Below are 17,597 nucleotides of genomic sequence, written 5' to 3' on the forward strand. Positions count from 1 at the left end.
CATGCCCCATTTCTTTCCATCCTGCAAAAAAATCCTGCTGGGCCAGGACATGGCCATGCACCGCCCGCTGGCGCTGATGCTGGTGAGCTTCCTGGTGTACCTCGGCAACGCCTTGCTGCTGCAGTGGGCTGTAGGGCTGGACCTCCTGCGGCAAGGCGCCCAATGGGTCATCCCGTGGATGGTGTTCGGGCCGGCGGTGTTCTATGCCCTCGCGCGCTCGGGCTGGTCGGCGCGGCTCAAGGAGCCGTCCATGGTCATGGCCCAGGGCCTGTACTGCGCATTGCTGACGGTGCTGGTCTACGCCTTCTCGCACCACGATGTGCGGGGCTTCATCCTGTGCATCCTGCCGCTGATCATCATGTTCGGGCAGTTCACCCTCAACGGCCGGCAGTTCGCCGTGTTCACCGGCTGCACCATGGCGGCGCTCACCGCGGCCGTACTGCTGATGCGTCGCTTTGATGAGGTGCCGCGCGGCCTTTCTGCCGACCTGCTGGAACTGGTCTACGTGGCCCTGATCCTGGGCACCTCCACCAGCATCGCCCTGATCGGCGCGAACATCCGCCAGAAGCTGATGGCCAGCCGGGTGGAGCTGGCCGAGGCCCTGTCACGCGTGCACGCCCTGGCCACCACCGATGCCCTCACCGGCCTGGCCAACCGCCGCCACATGCAGGATCTGCTGGCCGAAGAGGTCAAGCGCCACCGCCGCCTGGGCCATCCGTTGTGCGTGGCCCTGCTGGATCTGGACCACTTCAAGCGCATCAACGATCTGCATGGCCACCAGGGCGGTGACGAGGCCTTGCGCCATTTCGCCCGCAAAGCCCGTGAGGCCCTGCGGGAGATCGACGTGCTGGCCCGTTGGGGCGGCGAAGAGTTCCTCTTGATGATGCCGGCGACTTCCCCAGAGCAGGCCATGAGCGGGCTGCTGCGCCTGCGGCAATGCCTGGCGGAACAGGCGCACCCGCCCGGCATGCCGGATCTGCGCATCACCTTCTCGGCGGGCGTGGCGCTGCATCACCTGAACGCGGCCATCGAACACACCATCGACCAGGCCGACAAGGCCCTGTACCAGGCCAAGGCCGAAGGCCGGGACCGTGTGTGCCTGGCACCTGATGCGACAGGCGCGTCAGCCGAAGCGACGCCGCTCGCGCCCGAGCTGGCGTGACAGGTGGGCTGCCACCAGCACATAGAAGGCCCCAACCGCTTCCAAGCCCTCTTCCAGGCTTTCCAGGCTGAGCTGGCCGCTCCAGCCTTCAGGGAACAAGGTCAGCATCCAGGCCGGATGATCCAGGACGCTCTCGGCAATCTGCGCCATCACAAGAACCACCATCGCCAGAATGAACATGCCGGTATCGGCTTCCACCCAGCCACGGCGCTGGAAAAACTCGCGCGCCAGGAAGATCATCACGTGCACGGCAGCGGCCAGCACCACCAGGCCGGCCACGATGCGGTAGGTCAGGCTCTCCGGGCCATGCAGGTAAAAGCCCAGTTGCACCAGCCTGCGCCCATGCGGCACCAGGTCGGGCGGCAGGCCGTTTTCGCGCATGCCCATGGCAAAGCAGAACACCGCAAATGGCAGGGCTGTCAGCCGGGGGCGACGCCCCGGCAGCAGCAGGTAGACCGCCGCGATCATCCAGACCACCACCGTCGCCACTTCGAGCGGGCCGTCCTCTTCGATGAAGGCGATCAAATGGCCAGTGTCGATGGCCCCAGGCGCCAGCACCAGAAGAACGGCGATGGTCAGCGCCACCGTCGTGGCCGTGAGCACGGCAGAGACCATGGCCCGCGCGTGAGAGGGCACCAGGGAAGAAGAGTAGACGTGCGTGTTCACGACTGCAGCAAACGGTTCGGGGACAACAGAAGGCCTTGCGCAAAACATTGCCTAGGCAATTTTCTTTCAGGTTGAACGTTATCACCCCGGCTCGCCGTTCATTGCAGGACTGTGCCGTAATCCCCACGTCGCTATCATCTATTAATGTCAAATGAATGACAGAACAGCCAAGCCATCGATCACACCCCGTACCTCCCGCAAGCGCTGATCCCCCCTGCTGCGGCGGCGGGCGATGATCAGCCTGCGCCAAGGAACAGCCAATACCCGTACCATTACGGCCATCGCGCTCACGACGTGTCCGCCCTCCGCAAGCTGGACAGCCGAAGAACGCTGCAAGCCCCAAGACAATAAGCCTCAAGCCCTCCCCATCCGTCCATGGACCTGGTCTTTCCCCATACCTTCGTGCCCTGGTTCCGCGCCGTGGCGCCGCACATCCACGCCCACCGGGGCAAGACCTTCGTCGTCGGCCTGTCGGGCGAGCTGATCGCCGCCGGCAAGTTGCCCAGCTTCGTGCAGGACTTGGCCCTGATGCAGGCCATGGGCATCCGCCTGGTGCTGGCGCATGGCTTCAGGCCCCAGTTGGAAGAACAGTTGCGCGCCAAGGGCCATGAATCGCACTTCAGCCATGGCATGCGCATCACCGATTCGGTCGCGCTGGACTGCGCTCAGGAGGCCGCCGGCCAGCTGCGCTACGAGATCGAGGCGGCCTTCTCGCAAGGGCTGCCCAACACGGCGATGGCCGGCGCATCGATCAGCGTGATCTCGGGCAACTTCGTCACCGCAAGGCCCGTGGGCATCGTCGATGGCGTGGACTTCATCCATACCGGCCTGGTCCGCAAGATCGACGCCGTGGCCGTGCGCCGCGCGATCGACGCCGGCGCCATGGTGATGCTCTCGCCCTTCGGCTTCTCGCACACTGGCGAGGCCTTCAACCTCAGCATGGAAGACGTGGCCACCAGCGCCGCCATCGCGCTGCAGGCCGACAAGCTGATCTTCGTGACCGAGGTGCGCGGCATCCTGCAGGGCATCGTGCAGGAGCCTCAGCGCGCTGTGGAGCTCGAAGCCGCCCAGCACGACCCGGATGCCGAGATCGACCAGGAACTGGCCTTGCTGGACGCCAAGCGCCTGCTGGCCGCCCTGCCCAACCCGCTGCAGCCCACCGACACGGCGTTCTACCTGCAGCACGCGGTGAAAGCCAGCGAAGGCGGTGTGGAGCGCGTGCACATCATCCCGTACAAGGTCGATGGCGCCTTGCTGATGGAGGTGTTCACGCACGATGGCGTGGGCACCATGATCGTCGACGAAAAGCTCGAGAGCCTGCGCGAGGCCAGCCCGGACGACGTCGGCGGCATCCTGCAGCTGATCGAGCCCTTCGAGCAGGACGGCACGCTGGTCAAGCGCAGCCGCACCGAGATCGAGCGCGACGTGTCGCAGTACACCGTGATCGAACACGATGGCGTGATCTTCGGCTGTGCGGCCTTGTACCCCTACCCCGAGGCCGGCACGGCCGAGATGGCCGCGCTGACCGTGTCGCCGCACGTGCAGGGCCAGGGCGATGGCGAGCGCATCTTGAAGCGCATCGAGCAGCGCGCGCGGGCCATGGGCCTGCAATCCATCTTCGTGCTGACCACGCGCACCATGCACTGGTTCAACAAGCGGGGTTTCTCGCCGGTGGACCCGAACTGGCTGCCCGAGGCCCGCAAGCGCAACTACAAGTGGGACCGGCGCTCGCAGGTGCTGGTCAAGAACCTGAAGTAACCCCCTTACCCTTTCCCCGAACGATTTCCCGAACGAGACGAGAACATGGCACGCACCATCCAATGCAAGCACCTGAACAAGGAAGCCGAGGGCCTGGACTTCGCCCCCTACCCCGGTGAGCTGGGCAAACGCATCTACAACGAGATCAGCAAGGAAGCCTGGCAGCTGTGGATGAAGCACCAGACCATGCTGGTCAATGAGAACCGCCTGAACCTGGCTGACGCCCGTGCCCGCCAGTACCTGGCCCGTCAGATGGAGCAGTTCTTCTTTGGCGGCGGTGGTGACCAGGTGCAGGGCTACGTGCCCCCGTCGGCATGAGCGATCACTGATCCACAGCCCTCCGCCAAGACCGCCCTGCCTTCGTTGCGAAGGGGGCGGTTTTTCTTTGGCGATACAGTCTCGTCAGAACAACCGCGAGCGCCCTGCACACGCCTTTGCACACCATGCCTATCACCATCGACTGGGCCCACTTCACACCCTGGTCCGCCCTGGCCGGCGGCGCCCTCATCGGCCTGGCGGCCTCGCTGCTGATCCTGCTCAATGGACGCATCGCGGGCATCAGCGGGATCCTGGGCGGGCTGCTTCGGCCCACACCTGGCGAGATCGGCTGGCGCGCAGCCTTCCTCGTCGGATTGATCGCGGCGCCCTGGCTGTACGCTCCCGTGAGCACCCTGCCGACGGTGCGCATCGAGGCCAGTGAAGGTCTGCTGGTGGCCGCAGGCTTGCTGGTGGGACTGGGCACGCGTTACGGCGCCGGCTGCACCAGCGGCCACGGCGTGTGCGGCCTGTCGCGCCTGTCACCCCGCTCGCTGGCCGCCACGCTGGTGTTCATGGCGGCGGGTTTTGCCACGGTGTACGTGGTTCGCCATCTCATCGCCCCGCACTGACCCGACAAGGCTCTCCATGAACGACACCGTACACGCCCGCCTGCCTATGGTCACGGCCTTGATCGCCGGCCTGGTCTTTGGCCTGGGCCTGCTGATCTCAGGCATGGCCGATCCGGCCAAGGTGCTGGGCTTTCTGGATCTGGCAGGCGCCTGGGATCCCTCCCTGGCTTTCGTGATGGGGGGGGCCATCGCGGTGGCCCTGCCCGCCTTCACGCTGGCGCGCCGCAGGCAGCAGGCCTTGCTCACTGGCGAGCCGATGCAATTGCCCACCAGCACCCGCATCGACCAGCGCCTGCTGGGCGGCGCCCTGCTCTTCGGCATCGGCTGGGGGCTGGCCGGCTTCTGCCCGGGGCCCGCCCTGGTCGCGCTGGGCATGGGGCTGGACCAGGCCTTGGTGTTCGGCCTGGGCATGCTGGGCGGCATGGTGATCTTCGAAGTGCTGGAGCGCCGCGCATGAGCAGCACCGCTCCCCTGTGGGCCTGGCTGGCCGCCGCGGGCACCCTCGTGATCGTGATGGCCTACGAGGCGCTGCAATGGCTGCCCGGGCGCAGCACGCCCGACACCCTGTCACGCGCGGCCCACGCCAAGCTGCGAGCCGAGTGGCTGCATGCGCTGTCTACGCAACATGGCTCCGAGATCCTGGCCGTGCAGACCATCCGCAATTCGCTGATGTCATCCACGCTCACGGCTTCTACCGCGGCGCTGGGCCTGATGGGCACCGTCACCCTGATCGGCGCGCCCTTGCTCAGTGCCTCGCTGAACCACATTCCGGGCGAGCCCTTCGCCTTCACACCCAGGCTGATGCTGGAGCTGGCCCTGATGGGCACCTTGTTCGCGGCACTGGCATGCTCGACCATGGCCGTGCGCTACTACAACCACAGCAGCTTCATCGGCTCGCTGCCCGTGGGCTCGGCCGAACGTGCGCGCTGGCAGGACACCGGCGTGACCTACCTTCGCCGCGCCGGCGTGCTCTACAGCTGGGGGTTGCGCGGCCTGCTGATGGTGGCGCCCCTGGTGGCGGGCATCGCCCACCCGTTGGCCGGCCCGGTGGCCGCGCTCGTGCTGGTGGCGGTGCTGGTGGGCTTCGACCGGTTCGCCCAGTTCTAAGCCAAGACATCTATCGGCCCCCATGGATGAGCGAGGGGTGTAACCCTCGGTTGTCGCCCATTGAGGCAGACATGCAAGCACCGGCGTGGCACGCTGATCGTTACCTTATATGGCATCGATTGCCGTTAGCGTCACCCCGGAGCCCGCATGTCCTTTCGCCGTCTTCTCGCCCCCGTGGCCCTGAGCCTGGGCGCCTTGAGCGCCCTGCCCAGCGCGCACGCGCTCACCGCCGACCCGCTGGCCTTCGGCCTGTTCACCGCCGGTGATGTGCTCATCCAGCCCGAACTGGTCTACACCGTGGCCATCGCCGGCCCCAAGACCTGGAAAGCCCTGATCGACCTGGGCGCGCCCTACATGTCGCCCTATGCCGAGGCCACACGGCAACTGGCCATCAACAAGGCGCCCACGCTCAAGCCGGTGGCCACGCCGCCCAACCCGCCGGCCGTGACCTACCCCACCAGCTACAGCCAAGCCATTTCCTTCGGCGACAGCATGAGCGATACCGGCAACATGTTCGAGGTGACGCGCAAGCTCGGTGGCATTGGCCTGCCCACGGCCCCCAACGACCGCGGCCGCTTCTCGGATGGCCAAGTGGTGGTCGAAGCCATGAGCAACGCGCTGAACCTGCCCTTCCTGAACTACGCCTTCGGTGGCGCGCAATCGGGGCGCGGCAGCCTGCTGCCTTTCTTCGCCATGGAGCACGGCCTGCTCAAGCAGGTCGATGACTACCTGGCCAACCTGGGCGGCAGCAGCAAGAAGGCCGATGCCCAGGCCCTGTATGTGATCTGGACCGGCCCGGACGACTTCTACTGGGGCAACAACATCTACCTGTCGTCCACCGCCGTGACGGTGACAGCCAACGTCAAGCAGGCCATGACCGCGCTGTACAAGCGGGGGGCACGCCACTTTTTCGTTCCTTTGATGCCCGACCTGAGCATCACGCCCTCGGCCAGGGAACACGTGAAGCTGCAGCGCACCTACATGACGGATTCCAAGAAGCGCAGCGCCGAGTTCGCCCAAGCACTCACGGCCATGCTCAAGGCCTTCGCCAAGCAATACCCCGAGGCCAAGGTGCGCACCTTCGACACCTTCACCTACTCGCAGCAGCGCATGGCCCAGGCCGCGGCCGAGGGCTACAACGTGACCGAGCCCTGCTACACCCCGAAGTTCATGGGTCTGCCGGGCGCCGTGTGCGCCGACCCGAAGCAGTACCTGTTCTGGGACACCAACCACCCGACGGAGGCTGGCTCCATCGTGATCGGCACGGCCTTCGCCGAGGCCGTGGTGGCCACGGCGCTGCCCTCGAAGTAAACAACAGGGCGCGCACAGGGCCGAGCCCACAGGCGCCCAAGGGGAGCATTTGCCCTGGTTTGCCAGGACATGCAGGCTGTCGCACACTGGGTTGACATGACACCCAAGCTCAGCCCCTCGCGCCTGCCCATGGCCCTGCCGCTGCTGACCGCCATCGCGGTGTCGGTGGCCGTTGCCCTCAGCGGTTTGTTCACCGGCTGCAGCCAGCGCGACATGACCGAGGACCAGGCCGTGGACCTGCTGGCCAAGCGGGTGCTGGCCGATGGCCTGTACCCGGCCTCGCGCCAGGGCGAGTGCCTGTCCTTCGAGGTGGAGCAGCGCCTGGATGCGCGCTTCGAGATCGCCGTGCGCGAGAAGCACGGCGGCACCTGCCCGGGTGACCCGGGCACCGGCCCCGTGCTGGACCGCTTCGAGGTGCAGCAAGATGGCGCCAAGCTGCGCCGCTATGACCCGATCGGTGGCGCCTACGTGGATTACACAGCGCCAGCCACTGGCGGCTGATCAGCGAGGCCGACCAGCCAAGTCACCACGCCCGGCCTCAGGCCTTGGCCGGCATCAGGAAGTCACGGCTGATGCCGAAGCCCAGGTCACCCACGCGGTCCAGGAACTGCGTGAGGTAGGCGTGCAGGCCGGTGGCCAGGATTTCGTCGATGCGGCTGAACTGCAGGTCGGCGCGCAGACGGCCGGCCTTGCGCAGCGTCTCGTGGCTGTGGTCGTTGGCCACGGCGCGCAGGTTGTTGACCACCTCGTCCACGCAGAACACCAGCGAGCGCGGCATCTCGGCGCGCAGGATCAACAGTTCGGCCACCTTCTCGGGCCGGATCACGTTGCGGTAGACCTTGCGGTAGACCTCGAAGGCCGACACGCTGCGCAGCAGCGAGGACCAGTGGTAAAAATCGACTTCCTTGCTCTCGTTGCCCACGGAGGGCCCGAAGAACTCGGTGTTGCGGGCGTGGAACTTCACATCCAGCAGGCGCGCGGTGTTGTCGGCACGCTCCAGGAAGGTGCCGCAGCGCTGGAAGTGAAAGGACTCGTCCTGCAGCATGGTGCCCAGGGTCACGCCACGCGACAGGTGCGATCGGAACTTCACCCACTCGAACAGTTCGCCCGGATCTTTGGCCAGCGCGTTGTCCTTGAGCAGACGGTTGAACTCCAGCCAGGTCTGGTTGGTGGTCTCCCACACCTCGGTGGTCAGGGCGCCGCGCACGGCACGGGCGTTCTCGCGGGCCGCGCGCAGGCAGTTCAGGATGCTCGACGGGTTGCTGGCGTCGCTCACCATGAAGGTCATCACGTGCTTGGGCGTGAGCTCGTCGTAGCGCTTGGCATAGTCAGCGGTCAGTTCGCTGATGCTCAGCAAGCCTTTCCAACCATTGAGCGCAGTTTCCGGCGCCTGCGGCAAGAAGGCGGACTGGTAGTTCACGTCCAGCAGACGCGCGGTGTTCTCGGCCCGCTCCATGTAGCGGGCCATCCAGTAGAGGTGGTCAGCGGTACGCGACAGCATGGGTTTGATCTCCAGCAGGGTGCCGCCCGCACGGGGCAGCGTCTCGTGTTCGTGGTGGACGAGGTGGGGCGGCAGGCGTTTCTCGATGCGTTCGTTCAGCATGGGCCTTCTCCCTTTCACATGGCCGGTCAGGCCTCCAGCACCCAGGTGTCCTTGGTGCCCCCGCCCTGCGAGCTGTTGACCACCAGCGAGCCTTCCTTGAGGGCCACGCGGGTCAGCCCACCGGGCACCATCTGCACCTCTTTGCCCGAGAGCACGAAGGGCCGCAGATCAATGTGGCGCGGGGCGATGCCGCTCTCGACGAAGGTCGGGCATGTCGACAGCGACAGGGTCGGCTGGGCGATGTAGTTGCTCGGGTTGGCGATCAGGGCCTTGCGGAAATCCTCCACCTCGGCCTTGGTCGAGGCCGGGCCCACCAGCATCCCGTAGCCACCGGCGCCATGCACTTCCTTGACAACCAGATCGGCCAGGTTGTCCAGCGTGTACTTGAGGTCGTCCTTCTCGCGGCACACGTAGGTGGGCACGTTCTGCAGGATCGGCTTCTCGCCCAGATAGAACTCGATCATCTTGGGCACGTAGGGGTAGATGGACTTGTCGTCGGCGATGCCTGTGCCGAAGGCGTTGGCCAGGGTGACGTTGCCGGCGCGGTAGGCACGCAGCAGGCCAGCCACGCCCAGGGTCGAGTCCTTGCGGAAGACCTCCGGGTCCATGAAGTCGTCGTCCAGGCGGCGGTAGATCACGTCCACCCGCACCGGGCCGCGCGTGGTGCGCATGTAAACAAAATCATCCTTGACGAAGAGATCCTGCCCTTCGACCAGCTCGATGCCCATCTGCTGCGCCAGGAAGGCGTGCTCGAAGTAGGCTGAGTTGTACATGCCCGGCGTGAGCACCACGGCCGTGGGCTCGTTGACAGAGGCCGGCGCCATGGCGCGCAGGGTGTCGAGCAGCAGGTCAGGATAGTGGGCGACGGGCGCGACGCGGTGCTCGGCGAACAGGTCCGGGAAGAGCCGCATCATCATCTTGCGGTTCTCGAGCATGTAGCTCACGCCGCTGGGCACGCGCAGGTTGTCTTCCAGCACGTAGTAGGTGCCGCTGCCATCGGGGTTACAGGCGCGGACCATGTCGATGCCGGCGATGATGGAGTAGATGCCGCCAGGCACCTTCAGGTCCACCATCTCCTGGCGGAACTGGGCGTTGTTGAGCACCGGCTCTGCAGGCACGACGCCGGCCTTGAGGATCTCCTGGCCGTGGTACACATCCTCGAGGAAGCGGTTGAGGGCGGTGACGCGCTGGCGCAGGCCCTTTTCCATCTCGCGCCATTCGTTGGCGGGGATGATGCGCGGGATCAGATCGAACGGGATCAGGCGCTCGGTACCGGCACCGGTTTCGTCCTTGTCGCCATACACCGCGAAGGTGATGCCCACGCGCCGGAAGATGGTCTCGGCTTCTTCGCGCCGGGATTGCATCATCTCCCGGGGCTGGCGTCCGAGCCAGCAGTCGTACACCCTGTAGTGGTCGCGCACCTGGTCGCTGGTGGCGTTCATTTCGTCGAAGAATCGCATCGGCTGGTCCCTTGTGGGGATGTCCAAAAAACGCTGACAAGCCTGTATTAGCAGGGACTATGCCAGGCGATCAGGCCCGGCAGGATGACTTGGCGCATACCCACCGCCCGACGACTCAAATGTCTCAAAACGGTGCGCACTTGTCATCCAATTTACCGATTGCACCAAAAATGTATCTTTGGATCAGCCAGGGGATTCCGTTTGGACTGTCGGGCTTCGCTGACACACGTTGTTGGTGCATGTGGTGGCGGCACTCACGCCACATGGTGAACTGTGTTGGCGCAGCGCCCCATCAGGGGGCATCGGCAGCGGCCGGGGTCTCGCCCAGTGGCAAGGTGGTGACGCGCACCGACAGCGTGTGTTCTCCCCCACCCCGGATCACACCGCGCAGGGGGGTCACGTCACCGAAATCCCGCCCGTAGGCCACGCGCACGTGGTTCAGGCCCGGCAGGCAGTCGTTGGTCGGATCCAGGCCCAGCCATTCGCCAGCGCGCGGGGCGTTCAGGCCCGGGCACCAGACGCTGACCCAGGCATGCGAGGCATCGGCGCCCAGCAGGCGGGGCTGGCCCGGTGGCGGTTGCGTGAGCAGGTAGCCGCTGGTGTAGCGCGCGGCGAGGCCGCAGGCCCGCAGGCAGGCCAGCATCAGGTGCGCGAAATCCTGGCAGACGCCTTCGCGACGGTTGAACACCTCCAGCACCGGGGTGGAGATGTCGGTGCTGGCCGGCGCATAGCGGAAATCGCGGTGGATGCGGTGCATCAGCTCGATGGCGCCCTGCGCGATGGGGCGCGAGGGGTGCAGCGATTCGCGCGCGTAGGCCCGCAGTACATCGTGCAGGGGTACGTAGGGCGAGGCGTAACTGAACTCGGCCGCTGGCTCGAAAGGCGCATGGGCGCGGTAGATCAGGCGTTCACGCACCTGGGCGATGTGCAGGCTCTGCTCGGGCTGCAGGCCCTGGTAGCGATGCCAGATCTCGACCTCGCTGCGGGCCTTGACCAGCAACTCGCTGTGGGGCGTGTTCAGAGAGAAATAGGCGCGGCTGTTGCCGAAGGCATCGCGGCGGGTGCTGTGCTGCGTGGGCTGCGGCGACACGCTCATCTCGAAGACCCGCAGGTGCTGCGCGTCGTCGGTCAGGGGGCGCAGGCAGGCGACATGGTGCGCCATCTCGACCGGGTAGGCGTACTCGTAGCGGGTCTCGTGCTCGACGCTCAGGCGGGCGCTGGGTTCGGGGGTAGCCGCTCGGCGGGCGACGGCGTCGCGCAATGCATCGGCCGTGGCCTCGGTGGCGGCAATGGCCTCGTCGGGGCTGGGCAAGGTCATGCGCTCATCGTCTGGGCAGAGGGTTCGGCATGGGCGAAGTAGCGCAGGCCCAGCTCGTCGGACAGGCGCCAGCTGGCCTCCATCAGGCGCTGCGCCAGGGCCTCCACCGCGGCCTCGCCGGCGCCAGGCGTGGCCATGTCGGCCAGGTTCAGGCCCACGCCCTCGACGGGCAACAGATCGAGCAGGCCGGTCAGCGGGCTGGAGCGGTCGGGCAGCTTGACCAGCTCGTTGCGCAGGCGCCGCAGCACGCAGCCCATGGCGCGCGGGTTGGTCTCGTCCATCACGATGGTGCCCACCAGGGCCGGCCATTCCAGCCGGCGCTGGAAGCGCGCGCGGAAGGTGATGGTGCTGTCGAACAGCATCAAGAGCATGTCGAAGCCCTGCGGGCTGTGCACGGCGCCCTGCTGGACAAAGGCCTGCAGCATGCCGGCGTAGGCGCCCAGGCGCTCGACCAGGCGCCCCACCGTGAGCAGGCGCCAGCCGGCGTCGCGGGTCATGCGGTCGGTCTGCGCGCCGGTGACGGCGGCCAGTTGCATGCCCAGGTGGTCAAGCGCTTCGCGGGCCTCGACCAGCTCGCGCGCGGGCTCTTCGCCACGGCGCAGGCGCAGGCTGAAATCAGGCGCCAGGGTGCGCAGCAGGCGGTCGTGGTCGGATGACAGGCGGTCGCGCAGGGTGTGGGCCGTGCGCGCCAGCGAGCCCAGGTTGAAGGCCAGGCTGTAGGCCCCCTGCTTGGCCAGCGGATCGGCCAGGGCCTCCATGGCGGCGCGCTCGAACACACGCGGCGATTGCAGCAGGCTGGGCGTGCCCGGCGGCACCAGGCCCGTGCTGGCCGCCAAAGCCGACATGGCTTCGAGCACGCCGGCATCGGGCGTGTCGTCATCACCCAGCAGGTTGACCAGGGCCTGCACCAGACGCAACTGCTGTTCGGCGCGCTCGGTGTAGCGGCCCATCCAGAACAGGTTCTCGCCGGTGCGGCTGGCCACGGGGCGCTGGCGCTGGACCACGTCCTCGGCCTTGAGCGGATGCGGCAGCATCGAGAAGGTGTCCACTGGCTCTTCGGTGAGCACCCAGGTGTCCAGGCTGCTGCCGCCCAGCTGCATGGACACATAGCCCGCCTCACGCGAGGCAATGCGGGTCATGCCGCCGGGCAGCACCTGCCAGCCCCCCAGACCATCGGCCAGGGCATAGACACGCAGTGAGGTGCCGCGCAGCACGCACTGCCCCTGCGACCACACCGGCGTCTGCGAGTAGGACACGAAGCTCTGCGCCGTGTAGGCCGATGGATCACGCTCGATGCGGTCGCGCAGGCCCTGCAGGCCGGTGGGCGACAAGGCCGGGCCCAGGACAGCGTCCAGCCCCTGGCGGGGGCCGGCGCCCTGGTCATTCATGACGATGTTCGGGTAGGTGGGGCGCACCACCTTGCTGGACAGCTCCGGCGTCACGGCCGCCAGGGCGGCGGCCTCGCCGCACCACCAGGTGGGCAGCGAAGGCAATGCCAGATCCTCGCCCAGCACAGCCTTGGACAAGGCCGGCAGGAAGCCGTGGATGGCGGGGGACTCCAGGAAACCGGTGCCCAGTGCATTGGCCACCACCACATTGCCCGCGCGCACGGCCTGCAGCAGGCCCGGCACGCCCAGGGTGGAGTCCGGACGCAGCTCCAGCGGATCACAGAAATCGTCGTCCACACGGCGCAGCAGGCCGTGCAGCGGCTCCAGACCCTGCACGGTCTTGAGGTAGACGCGCTCGTCACGCACGATCAGGTCGCCGCCTTCGACCAGCGGCAGGCCCAGGTAGCGCGCCAGGTAGGCGTGCTCGAAATAGGTCTCGTTGTAGGGGCCGGGCGTCCACAGGGCCAGGCGCGGCGCCTCGTCACCGGCGCACGGTTCGGCCAGGGTCTGCAGCGTGTCCACCAGGCGGCGGTAGCCGCTGGCCAGGTGCTGCACGCTCATCGCGCGGTAGGCCTCCGGGTAGAGGCGCGACACGATCAGACGGTTCTGCATCACGTAGCCCAGGCCGGAAGGCGCCTGGGTGCGCTGCGACACCACCCACCAGTTGCCGTCATCGCCGCGCATCAGGTCGAAGGCCATCACGTGCAGGTAGACATCCCCAGGGGGCCTTACCCCCTGCAGCCCACGCAGATAGCCGGGATGACCCAGCACCAGCGCCGAGGGCAACAGCGCATCCTTGAGCAGGCGCTGCTCGCCATAGACATCGAGCAGCACCTGGTTGAGCAAGTGCGCGCGCTGCGACACCCCGCGCTCGATGCTGGCCCAATCCTGCGGGCCCAGCAGCATGGGCAACACCTCCAGCGACCAGGGCCGGCTGTTGCCGCCCGGTGCGCTGTAGACGTTGTAGGTGATGCCGTCTTCCAGGATCTGCTGAGCCAGCACGCCCTGGCGGCGGCTGAGGTCGTCCACCGAGCCACCCAGGTACTCCGCAAAAGCCTGCCAGGCAGGCCTCAGCTTGCCGTCGTCACCGCGCAGCTCATCGTAATACCCGGCCTCCACGCTCCGCGCGCGGGCCAGCAGTTCAGCGGCCGCCTGGGAGGCATCGGGCAGGGCATCGGCGTCGAACAGGGGCAGGGATATGGTCATGGTGACCCTGATTGTCCGGGATGCGGCGTGGGGCGGAGGAGGATGTTTTCTCGGGTTTCCTGCACTTCTTGTCGGATCAGGCCTGCTTGGCCTTGCGCAGATCCAGGGTCAGCGGATGCTCGATGCCGGGTTCGGGCACCTGGATGCTCATCTGCCCCGGCGTATGGCCCAGGCGGAAGAAGCGGGCCAGGCGGCGGCTTTCGGCTTCGTAGCTGTTGACGGGGAAGGTGTCGTAATTGCGGCCACCCGGGTGCGCCACGTGGTACTGGCAGCCCCCCAGCGAGCGCTTGAGCCAGGTGTCGACCAGGTCGAAGGTGAGTGGCGCATCGACACCGATGGTGGGGTGCAGGCACGAGGGCGGCTGCCAGGCGCGGTAGCGCACGCCGGCCACGAACTCGCCAACACGGCCCGTGGGGTGCAGCGGCAGCGCCTGGCCGTTCACCGTCACCACATGGCGGTTGCCATTGAGGCCCGTGGCACGCAGCTCCAGCCGCTCCAGCGACGAATCGACGAAGCGCACGGTGCCGCCAGGCGAGCCTTCCTCGCCCATCACGTGCCAGGGCTCGAGCGCGCTGCGCAGCGTCATGCGTACACCCGCCACGGACACCTCGCCCACATACGGGAAGCGGAACTCGAAGTGCGGCGCGAACCATTCGGGGTCGAAGGCGAAGCCGGCCTGGCCCAACTCGGTCAGCACGTCGGCGAAGTCCTGCTCCACGAAACTGGGCAGCATGAAGCGGTCGTGCAGGCCGGTATGCCAGCGCGTGAGGCGCCTGGCGCCGTGGCCTTGATAGGGCTCGCGCCAGAACCAGGCCACCAGCGCGCGCAGCAGCAACTGCTGCACCAGGCTCATCTTCGAATGCGGCGGCATCTCGAAAGCGCGCAGCTCCAGCAGGCCCAGGCGGCCGGTGGGGCCGTCGGGCGAGTAGAGCTTGTCGATGCAGAACTCGCTGCGGTGGGTGTTGCCGGTGGCATCGATCAGCAGGTTGCGCAGCGTGCGGTCGATCATCCACGGCGGGCATTCGCCCCACAGGCCGATCTGCCGTTCGATCTCCTTGAAGGCGATCTCGATCTCGTAGACCTGGTCGTTGCGGGCCTCGTCGATGCGCGGCGCCTGGCTGGTGGGCCCGATGAACAGGCCCGAGAACAGGTAGGACAGCGACGGGTGGTTGTGCCAGAAGGTCAGCAGGCTGGACAGCAGCGTAGGCTTGCGCAGGAAGGGGCTGTCGCCCGGCGTGGCGCCACCCAGCACGAAGTGGTTGCCGCCGCCTGTGCCGGTATGGCGCCCATCGACCATGAACTTCTCGGTGGACAGGCGCGTCTCGTGCGCGGCTTGGTAGAGGAACTCGGTGTGGTCGACCAGTTCGCTCCAGTCCGTGGCCGGGTGGATGTTGACTTCGATGACGCCCGGATCAGGCGTGACCTGCAACAGCTTGAGGCGCGGATCGCGCGGTGGCGGGTAGCCCTCCAGCACGATCTGCACGGCCAGCTCGGCGGCCGTGGCTTCGACGGCGGTCAGCAGGTCCAGGTAGTCGTCCAGCTTGTTCAGGGGCGGCATGAACACGTAGAGCACGCCGCCGCCCTTGCCGTTGGTCTCGACCTTGGGGCCGCTGGCGCGGTCCGGGTTGCGCGCCTCGACCACCAGGGCCGAACGCGTGATCCAGTGGGCTGATTGGAAACGGTTGGGGTGGGTGCTGGGGTCAGCCAGGTCTGGCGTGGACGGGCCGTCGGGCCCGGCGCTGACCGACAGATCGCCCGCATTGGTGCCGGCGAACCCGCTGGCGCCCTCGCCTGCCCCTGCATGGCCAGGCACCTCACCAAACTCACCCGGCGCGGCATGGCCTGCGGAACTGCGGCCCGCGTATTGCGCCCGCAAGGCCGCGGCCGTGGGCAAGGCCTGCTTGGGCGCGAAGGGATCGTGCTCGTGCATGTAGGGATAGTCGCCCTTGGTCACCCAGGGCAGCGAATCCAGCGGCAGGCGGTAGCCCATGGGCGAATCGCCGGGGAACAGGTACATGCGCTCGTCACGGAAGAACCACGGGCCGGTCACCCAGGTCGGGCCGGCCAGGCCCACGGACCAATCGCGCTTGAGCGGCAGCGCGTAGCCGGTGACGTGGTCCAGGCCCTGATCGAAGACGCGGCGCAGGCGCACGCGCTCCAGCTCATCGTCCAGGCGCGAATCCAGCGGATCGACGTTGACTGGCAGGCGGCGCTCGCGCCACAGGTAGTACCAGACGTCTTCATAACCCGGCTGCACGTGCTGCGGGCCCACGCCCAGCTTGTTGGACAGCAGTTCGATGAAGCGCTTGGCATCGTCGCTGTCGTAGTGCAGCGAGTTGCGCTCATCAGCGAACAGGCTGGGGTCGCTCCAGCAGGGCTGGCCATCACGACGCCAGTAGATGGACAGGGCCCAGCGCGGCAACTGCTCGCCCGGGTACCACTTACCCTGACCGAAGTGCAGGAAGCCACCCTCGCCATAGCGCGCGCGCAGCTTGTGCACCAGGGCCGTGGCCAGGCCGCGCTTGGTGGGGCCCAGGGCATCGGTATTCCATTCGGCGCCGTCGCGGTCGTCCACGGAGACGAAGGTGGGCTCGCCGCCCATGGTCAGGCGCACATCGCCCTGCTTCAGTTGCGCATCGACCTCATGGCCGAGCGCGTCGATGGCCTCCCACTGGCCGTCGGTATAGGGCTTGGTGACACGGGGCGATTCATAGATGCGGGTGATCGCCATGTGGTGGGCGAACTCGACCTCGCACTCATCGACCGCACCTGACACGGGCGCCGCGCTGGTGGGCTCGGGCGTGCAGGCCACGGGGATGTGGCCTTCGCCAGCCATCAGGCCCGAGGTCGGGTCCAGCCCGATCCAGCCGGCACCTGGCAGGAAGACCTCGCACCAGGCGTGCAGGTCGGTGAAATCCACCTCGGTGCCCGAAGGGCCGTCCAGCGCGGCCACGTCGGCCTTGAGCTGGATCAGGTAGCCGGAGACGAAGCGTGCGGCCAGGCCCAGGTGGCGCAGGGTCTGCACCAGCAGCCAGCCGGTGTCGCGGCACGAGCCCAGCTTGAGCTTGAGCGTCTGCTCCGGCGTCTGCACGCCCGGCTCCATGCGGATCGTGTAGGCGATGTCCTGCTGCAGACGCTGGTTCAGGCCCACCAGGAAGTCGATGGTGCGCACCTCCTTGCGGTCGATGCTGTCGACGAAGGCCTTGAAGGCCGGCGTCAGCTCGCCCAGGGCCAGGTAGGGCGCCAGGTCGCGCTTGGTCGGCTCGTCGTAGGCGAAGGGGTAGTTCTCGGCCTCCGGCTCCAGGAAGAAGTCGAAGGGGTTGTAGACGGCCATCTCGGCCACCACGTCCACCGTGATCTTGAACTCACGCGTCTGGTCCGGGAAGACGAGGCGAGCCAGGTGGTTCGAGAACGGATCCTGCTGGCAGTTGATGAAGTGGTTCGCCGGCTCGACCTTGAGCGAGTACGACAGGATGCGGGTGCGGCAATGGGGCGCGGGCCTCAGCCGGACGACCTGGGGCGAGAGGCTCACCAGCCGGTCATAGGTGTAATGGGTGACGTGATTCAGGGCGACGTGGATGGACACACGGGACTCCGGGTTCAGTCTAGGCCGATAGGGATTTTTTCGTTGGTGGAAACCGCAGCAAGTTGTGGGCCAAGATGGTGCATCGGGATGGGATCCCTGCGAGGGTAGCCGCCACCCGTGACGCTGACCAGCGTGCGCCCTCGCC

14 protein-coding genes are annotated in these 17,597 nt (G+C 67.1%); 8 read left to right on the plus strand and 6 right to left on the minus strand.

Annotated features, from left to right (window positions below; genetic code table 11):
- The first annotated feature begins 55 nt into the window (after window positions 1-55).
- Entirely contained in the window at window positions 56-1,162 is a 1,107-nt protein-coding gene (locus WAQ08_RS04515) for a diguanylate cyclase (protein WP_422189441.1), read from the plus strand.
- Here the strand turns inward: WAQ08_RS04515 and WAQ08_RS04520 are convergent.
- Entirely contained in the window at window positions 1,124-1,828 is a 705-nt protein-coding gene (locus WAQ08_RS04520; protein ID WP_422189442.1) for a hypothetical protein, read from the minus strand. The genes WAQ08_RS04515 and WAQ08_RS04520 overlap by 39 nt on opposite strands.
- A 375-nt stretch (window positions 1,829-2,203) precedes the next feature.
- On the opposite strand from WAQ08_RS04520, the gene argA reads away from it, so the two are divergent.
- The 7 genes from argA to WAQ08_RS04555 all read left to right on the plus strand — a co-directional run bounded on the left by argA (window position 2,204) and on the right by WAQ08_RS04555 (window position 7,392).
- On the plus strand, window positions 2,204-3,586 hold the full coding sequence (gene argA / locus WAQ08_RS04525) for an amino-acid N-acetyltransferase (protein ID WP_422189443.1): 1,383 nt from the start codon (window positions 2,204-2,206) through the stop codon (window positions 3,584-3,586).
- Between the two features lie 45 nt (window positions 3,587-3,631).
- On the plus strand, window positions 3,632-3,904 hold the full coding sequence (locus tag WAQ08_RS04530; RefSeq protein WP_125241751.1) for an oxidative damage protection protein: 273 nt from the start codon (window positions 3,632-3,634) through the stop codon (window positions 3,902-3,904).
- A gap of 104 nt (window positions 3,905-4,008) precedes the next feature.
- Window positions 4,009-4,473, plus strand: a complete 465-nt coding sequence (locus tag WAQ08_RS04535) for a YeeE/YedE family protein (protein ID WP_422189465.1) — start codon at window positions 4,009-4,011, stop codon at window positions 4,471-4,473.
- Window positions 4,474-4,489: 16 nt separating this feature from the next.
- On the plus strand, window positions 4,490-4,930 hold the full coding sequence (locus tag WAQ08_RS04540) for a DUF6691 family protein (RefSeq protein WP_422189444.1): 441 nt from the start codon (window positions 4,490-4,492) through the stop codon (window positions 4,928-4,930).
- Window positions 4,927-5,580: a DUF599 domain-containing protein gene (locus tag WAQ08_RS04545; protein ID WP_422189445.1), complete on the plus strand. Its 654-nt coding sequence runs from the start codon at window positions 4,927-4,929 to the stop codon at window positions 5,578-5,580. Before WAQ08_RS04540 ends, WAQ08_RS04545 begins: the two co-directional genes overlap by 4 nt.
- A gap of 147 nt (window positions 5,581-5,727) precedes the next feature.
- On the plus strand, window positions 5,728-6,891 hold the full coding sequence (locus tag WAQ08_RS04550; RefSeq protein WP_422189446.1) for an SGNH/GDSL hydrolase family protein: 1,164 nt from the start codon (window positions 5,728-5,730) through the stop codon (window positions 6,889-6,891).
- Between the two features lie 96 nt (window positions 6,892-6,987).
- Window positions 6,988-7,392 (plus strand): hypothetical protein, encoded by a 405-nt coding sequence (locus tag WAQ08_RS04555; RefSeq protein WP_422189447.1) that lies wholly within the window; start codon window positions 6,988-6,990, stop codon window positions 7,390-7,392.
- A 37-nt stretch (window positions 7,393-7,429) separates the two neighbouring features.
- Here WAQ08_RS04555 and WAQ08_RS04560 read toward each other — a convergent pair whose 3' ends face one another.
- The 5 genes from WAQ08_RS04560 to WAQ08_RS04580 form a co-directional block, all read right to left on the minus strand.
- A complete protein-coding gene (locus tag WAQ08_RS04560; protein WP_422189466.1) occupies window positions 7,430-8,392 on the minus strand; it encodes an alpha-E domain-containing protein in 963 nt (320 codons plus the stop codon).
- A 128-nt stretch (window positions 8,393-8,520) separates the two neighbouring features.
- Window positions 8,521-9,954 (minus strand): circularly permuted type 2 ATP-grasp protein, encoded by a 1,434-nt coding sequence (locus WAQ08_RS04565; RefSeq protein ID WP_422189448.1) that lies wholly within the window; start codon window positions 9,952-9,954, stop codon window positions 8,521-8,523.
- Between the two features lie 292 nt (window positions 9,955-10,246).
- A complete protein-coding gene (locus WAQ08_RS04570; protein WP_422189449.1) occupies window positions 10,247-11,272 on the minus strand; it encodes a transglutaminase family protein in 1,026 nt (341 codons plus the stop codon).
- Complete coding sequence (locus WAQ08_RS04575; RefSeq protein ID WP_422189450.1) at window positions 11,269-13,866, minus strand: circularly permuted type 2 ATP-grasp protein; 2,598 nt, start codon at window positions 13,864-13,866, stop codon at window positions 11,269-11,271. The genes WAQ08_RS04570 and WAQ08_RS04575 overlap by 4 nt, the downstream gene beginning before the upstream one ends.
- A 76-nt stretch (window positions 13,867-13,942) precedes the next feature.
- Window positions 13,943-17,452 (minus strand): DUF2126 domain-containing protein, encoded by a 3,510-nt coding sequence (locus tag WAQ08_RS04580; protein ID WP_422189451.1) that lies wholly within the window; start codon window positions 17,450-17,452, stop codon window positions 13,943-13,945.
- Window positions 17,453-17,597 lie beyond the last annotated feature (145 nt).

Origin of the sequence: Aquabacterium sp. (assembly GCF_049274795.1) — a bacterium.
Classification (GTDB): Bacteria; Pseudomonadota; Gammaproteobacteria; order Burkholderiales; family Burkholderiaceae_C; genus Aquabacterium.

Bases quoted from the DNA above. Each gene is read 5' to 3' on its own strand.
- WAQ08_RS04530 (WP_125241751.1), top strand. From the start codon at position 3,632: ATGGCACGCACCATCCAATGCAAGCACCTGAACAAGGAAGCCGAGGGC.
- WAQ08_RS04565 (WP_422189448.1), bottom strand. From the start codon at position 9,954: ATGCGATTCTTCGACGAAATGAACGCCACCAGCGACCAGGTGCGCGAC.
- WAQ08_RS04545 (WP_422189445.1), top strand. From the start codon at position 4,927: ATGAGCAGCACCGCTCCCCTGTGGGCCTGGCTGGCCGCCGCGGGCACC.
- WAQ08_RS04515 (WP_422189441.1), top strand. From the start codon at position 56: ATGCACCGCCCGCTGGCGCTGATGCTGGTGAGCTTCCTGGTGTACCTC.
- WAQ08_RS04540 (WP_422189444.1), top strand. From the start codon at position 4,490: ATGAACGACACCGTACACGCCCGCCTGCCTATGGTCACGGCCTTGATC.
- argA (WP_422189443.1), top strand. From the start codon at position 2,204: ATGGACCTGGTCTTTCCCCATACCTTCGTGCCCTGGTTCCGCGCCGTG.
- WAQ08_RS04575 (WP_422189450.1), bottom strand. From the start codon at position 13,866: ATGACCATATCCCTGCCCCTGTTCGACGCCGATGCCCTGCCCGATGCC.
- WAQ08_RS04570 (WP_422189449.1), bottom strand. From the start codon at position 11,272: ATGACCTTGCCCAGCCCCGACGAGGCCATTGCCGCCACCGAGGCCACG.
- WAQ08_RS04555 (WP_422189447.1), top strand. From the start codon at position 6,988: ATGACACCCAAGCTCAGCCCCTCGCGCCTGCCCATGGCCCTGCCGCTG.
- WAQ08_RS04550 (WP_422189446.1), top strand. From the start codon at position 5,728: ATGTCCTTTCGCCGTCTTCTCGCCCCCGTGGCCCTGAGCCTGGGCGCC.
- WAQ08_RS04560 (WP_422189466.1), bottom strand. From the start codon at position 8,392: ATGCTGTCGCGTACCGCTGACCACCTCTACTGGATGGCCCGCTACATG.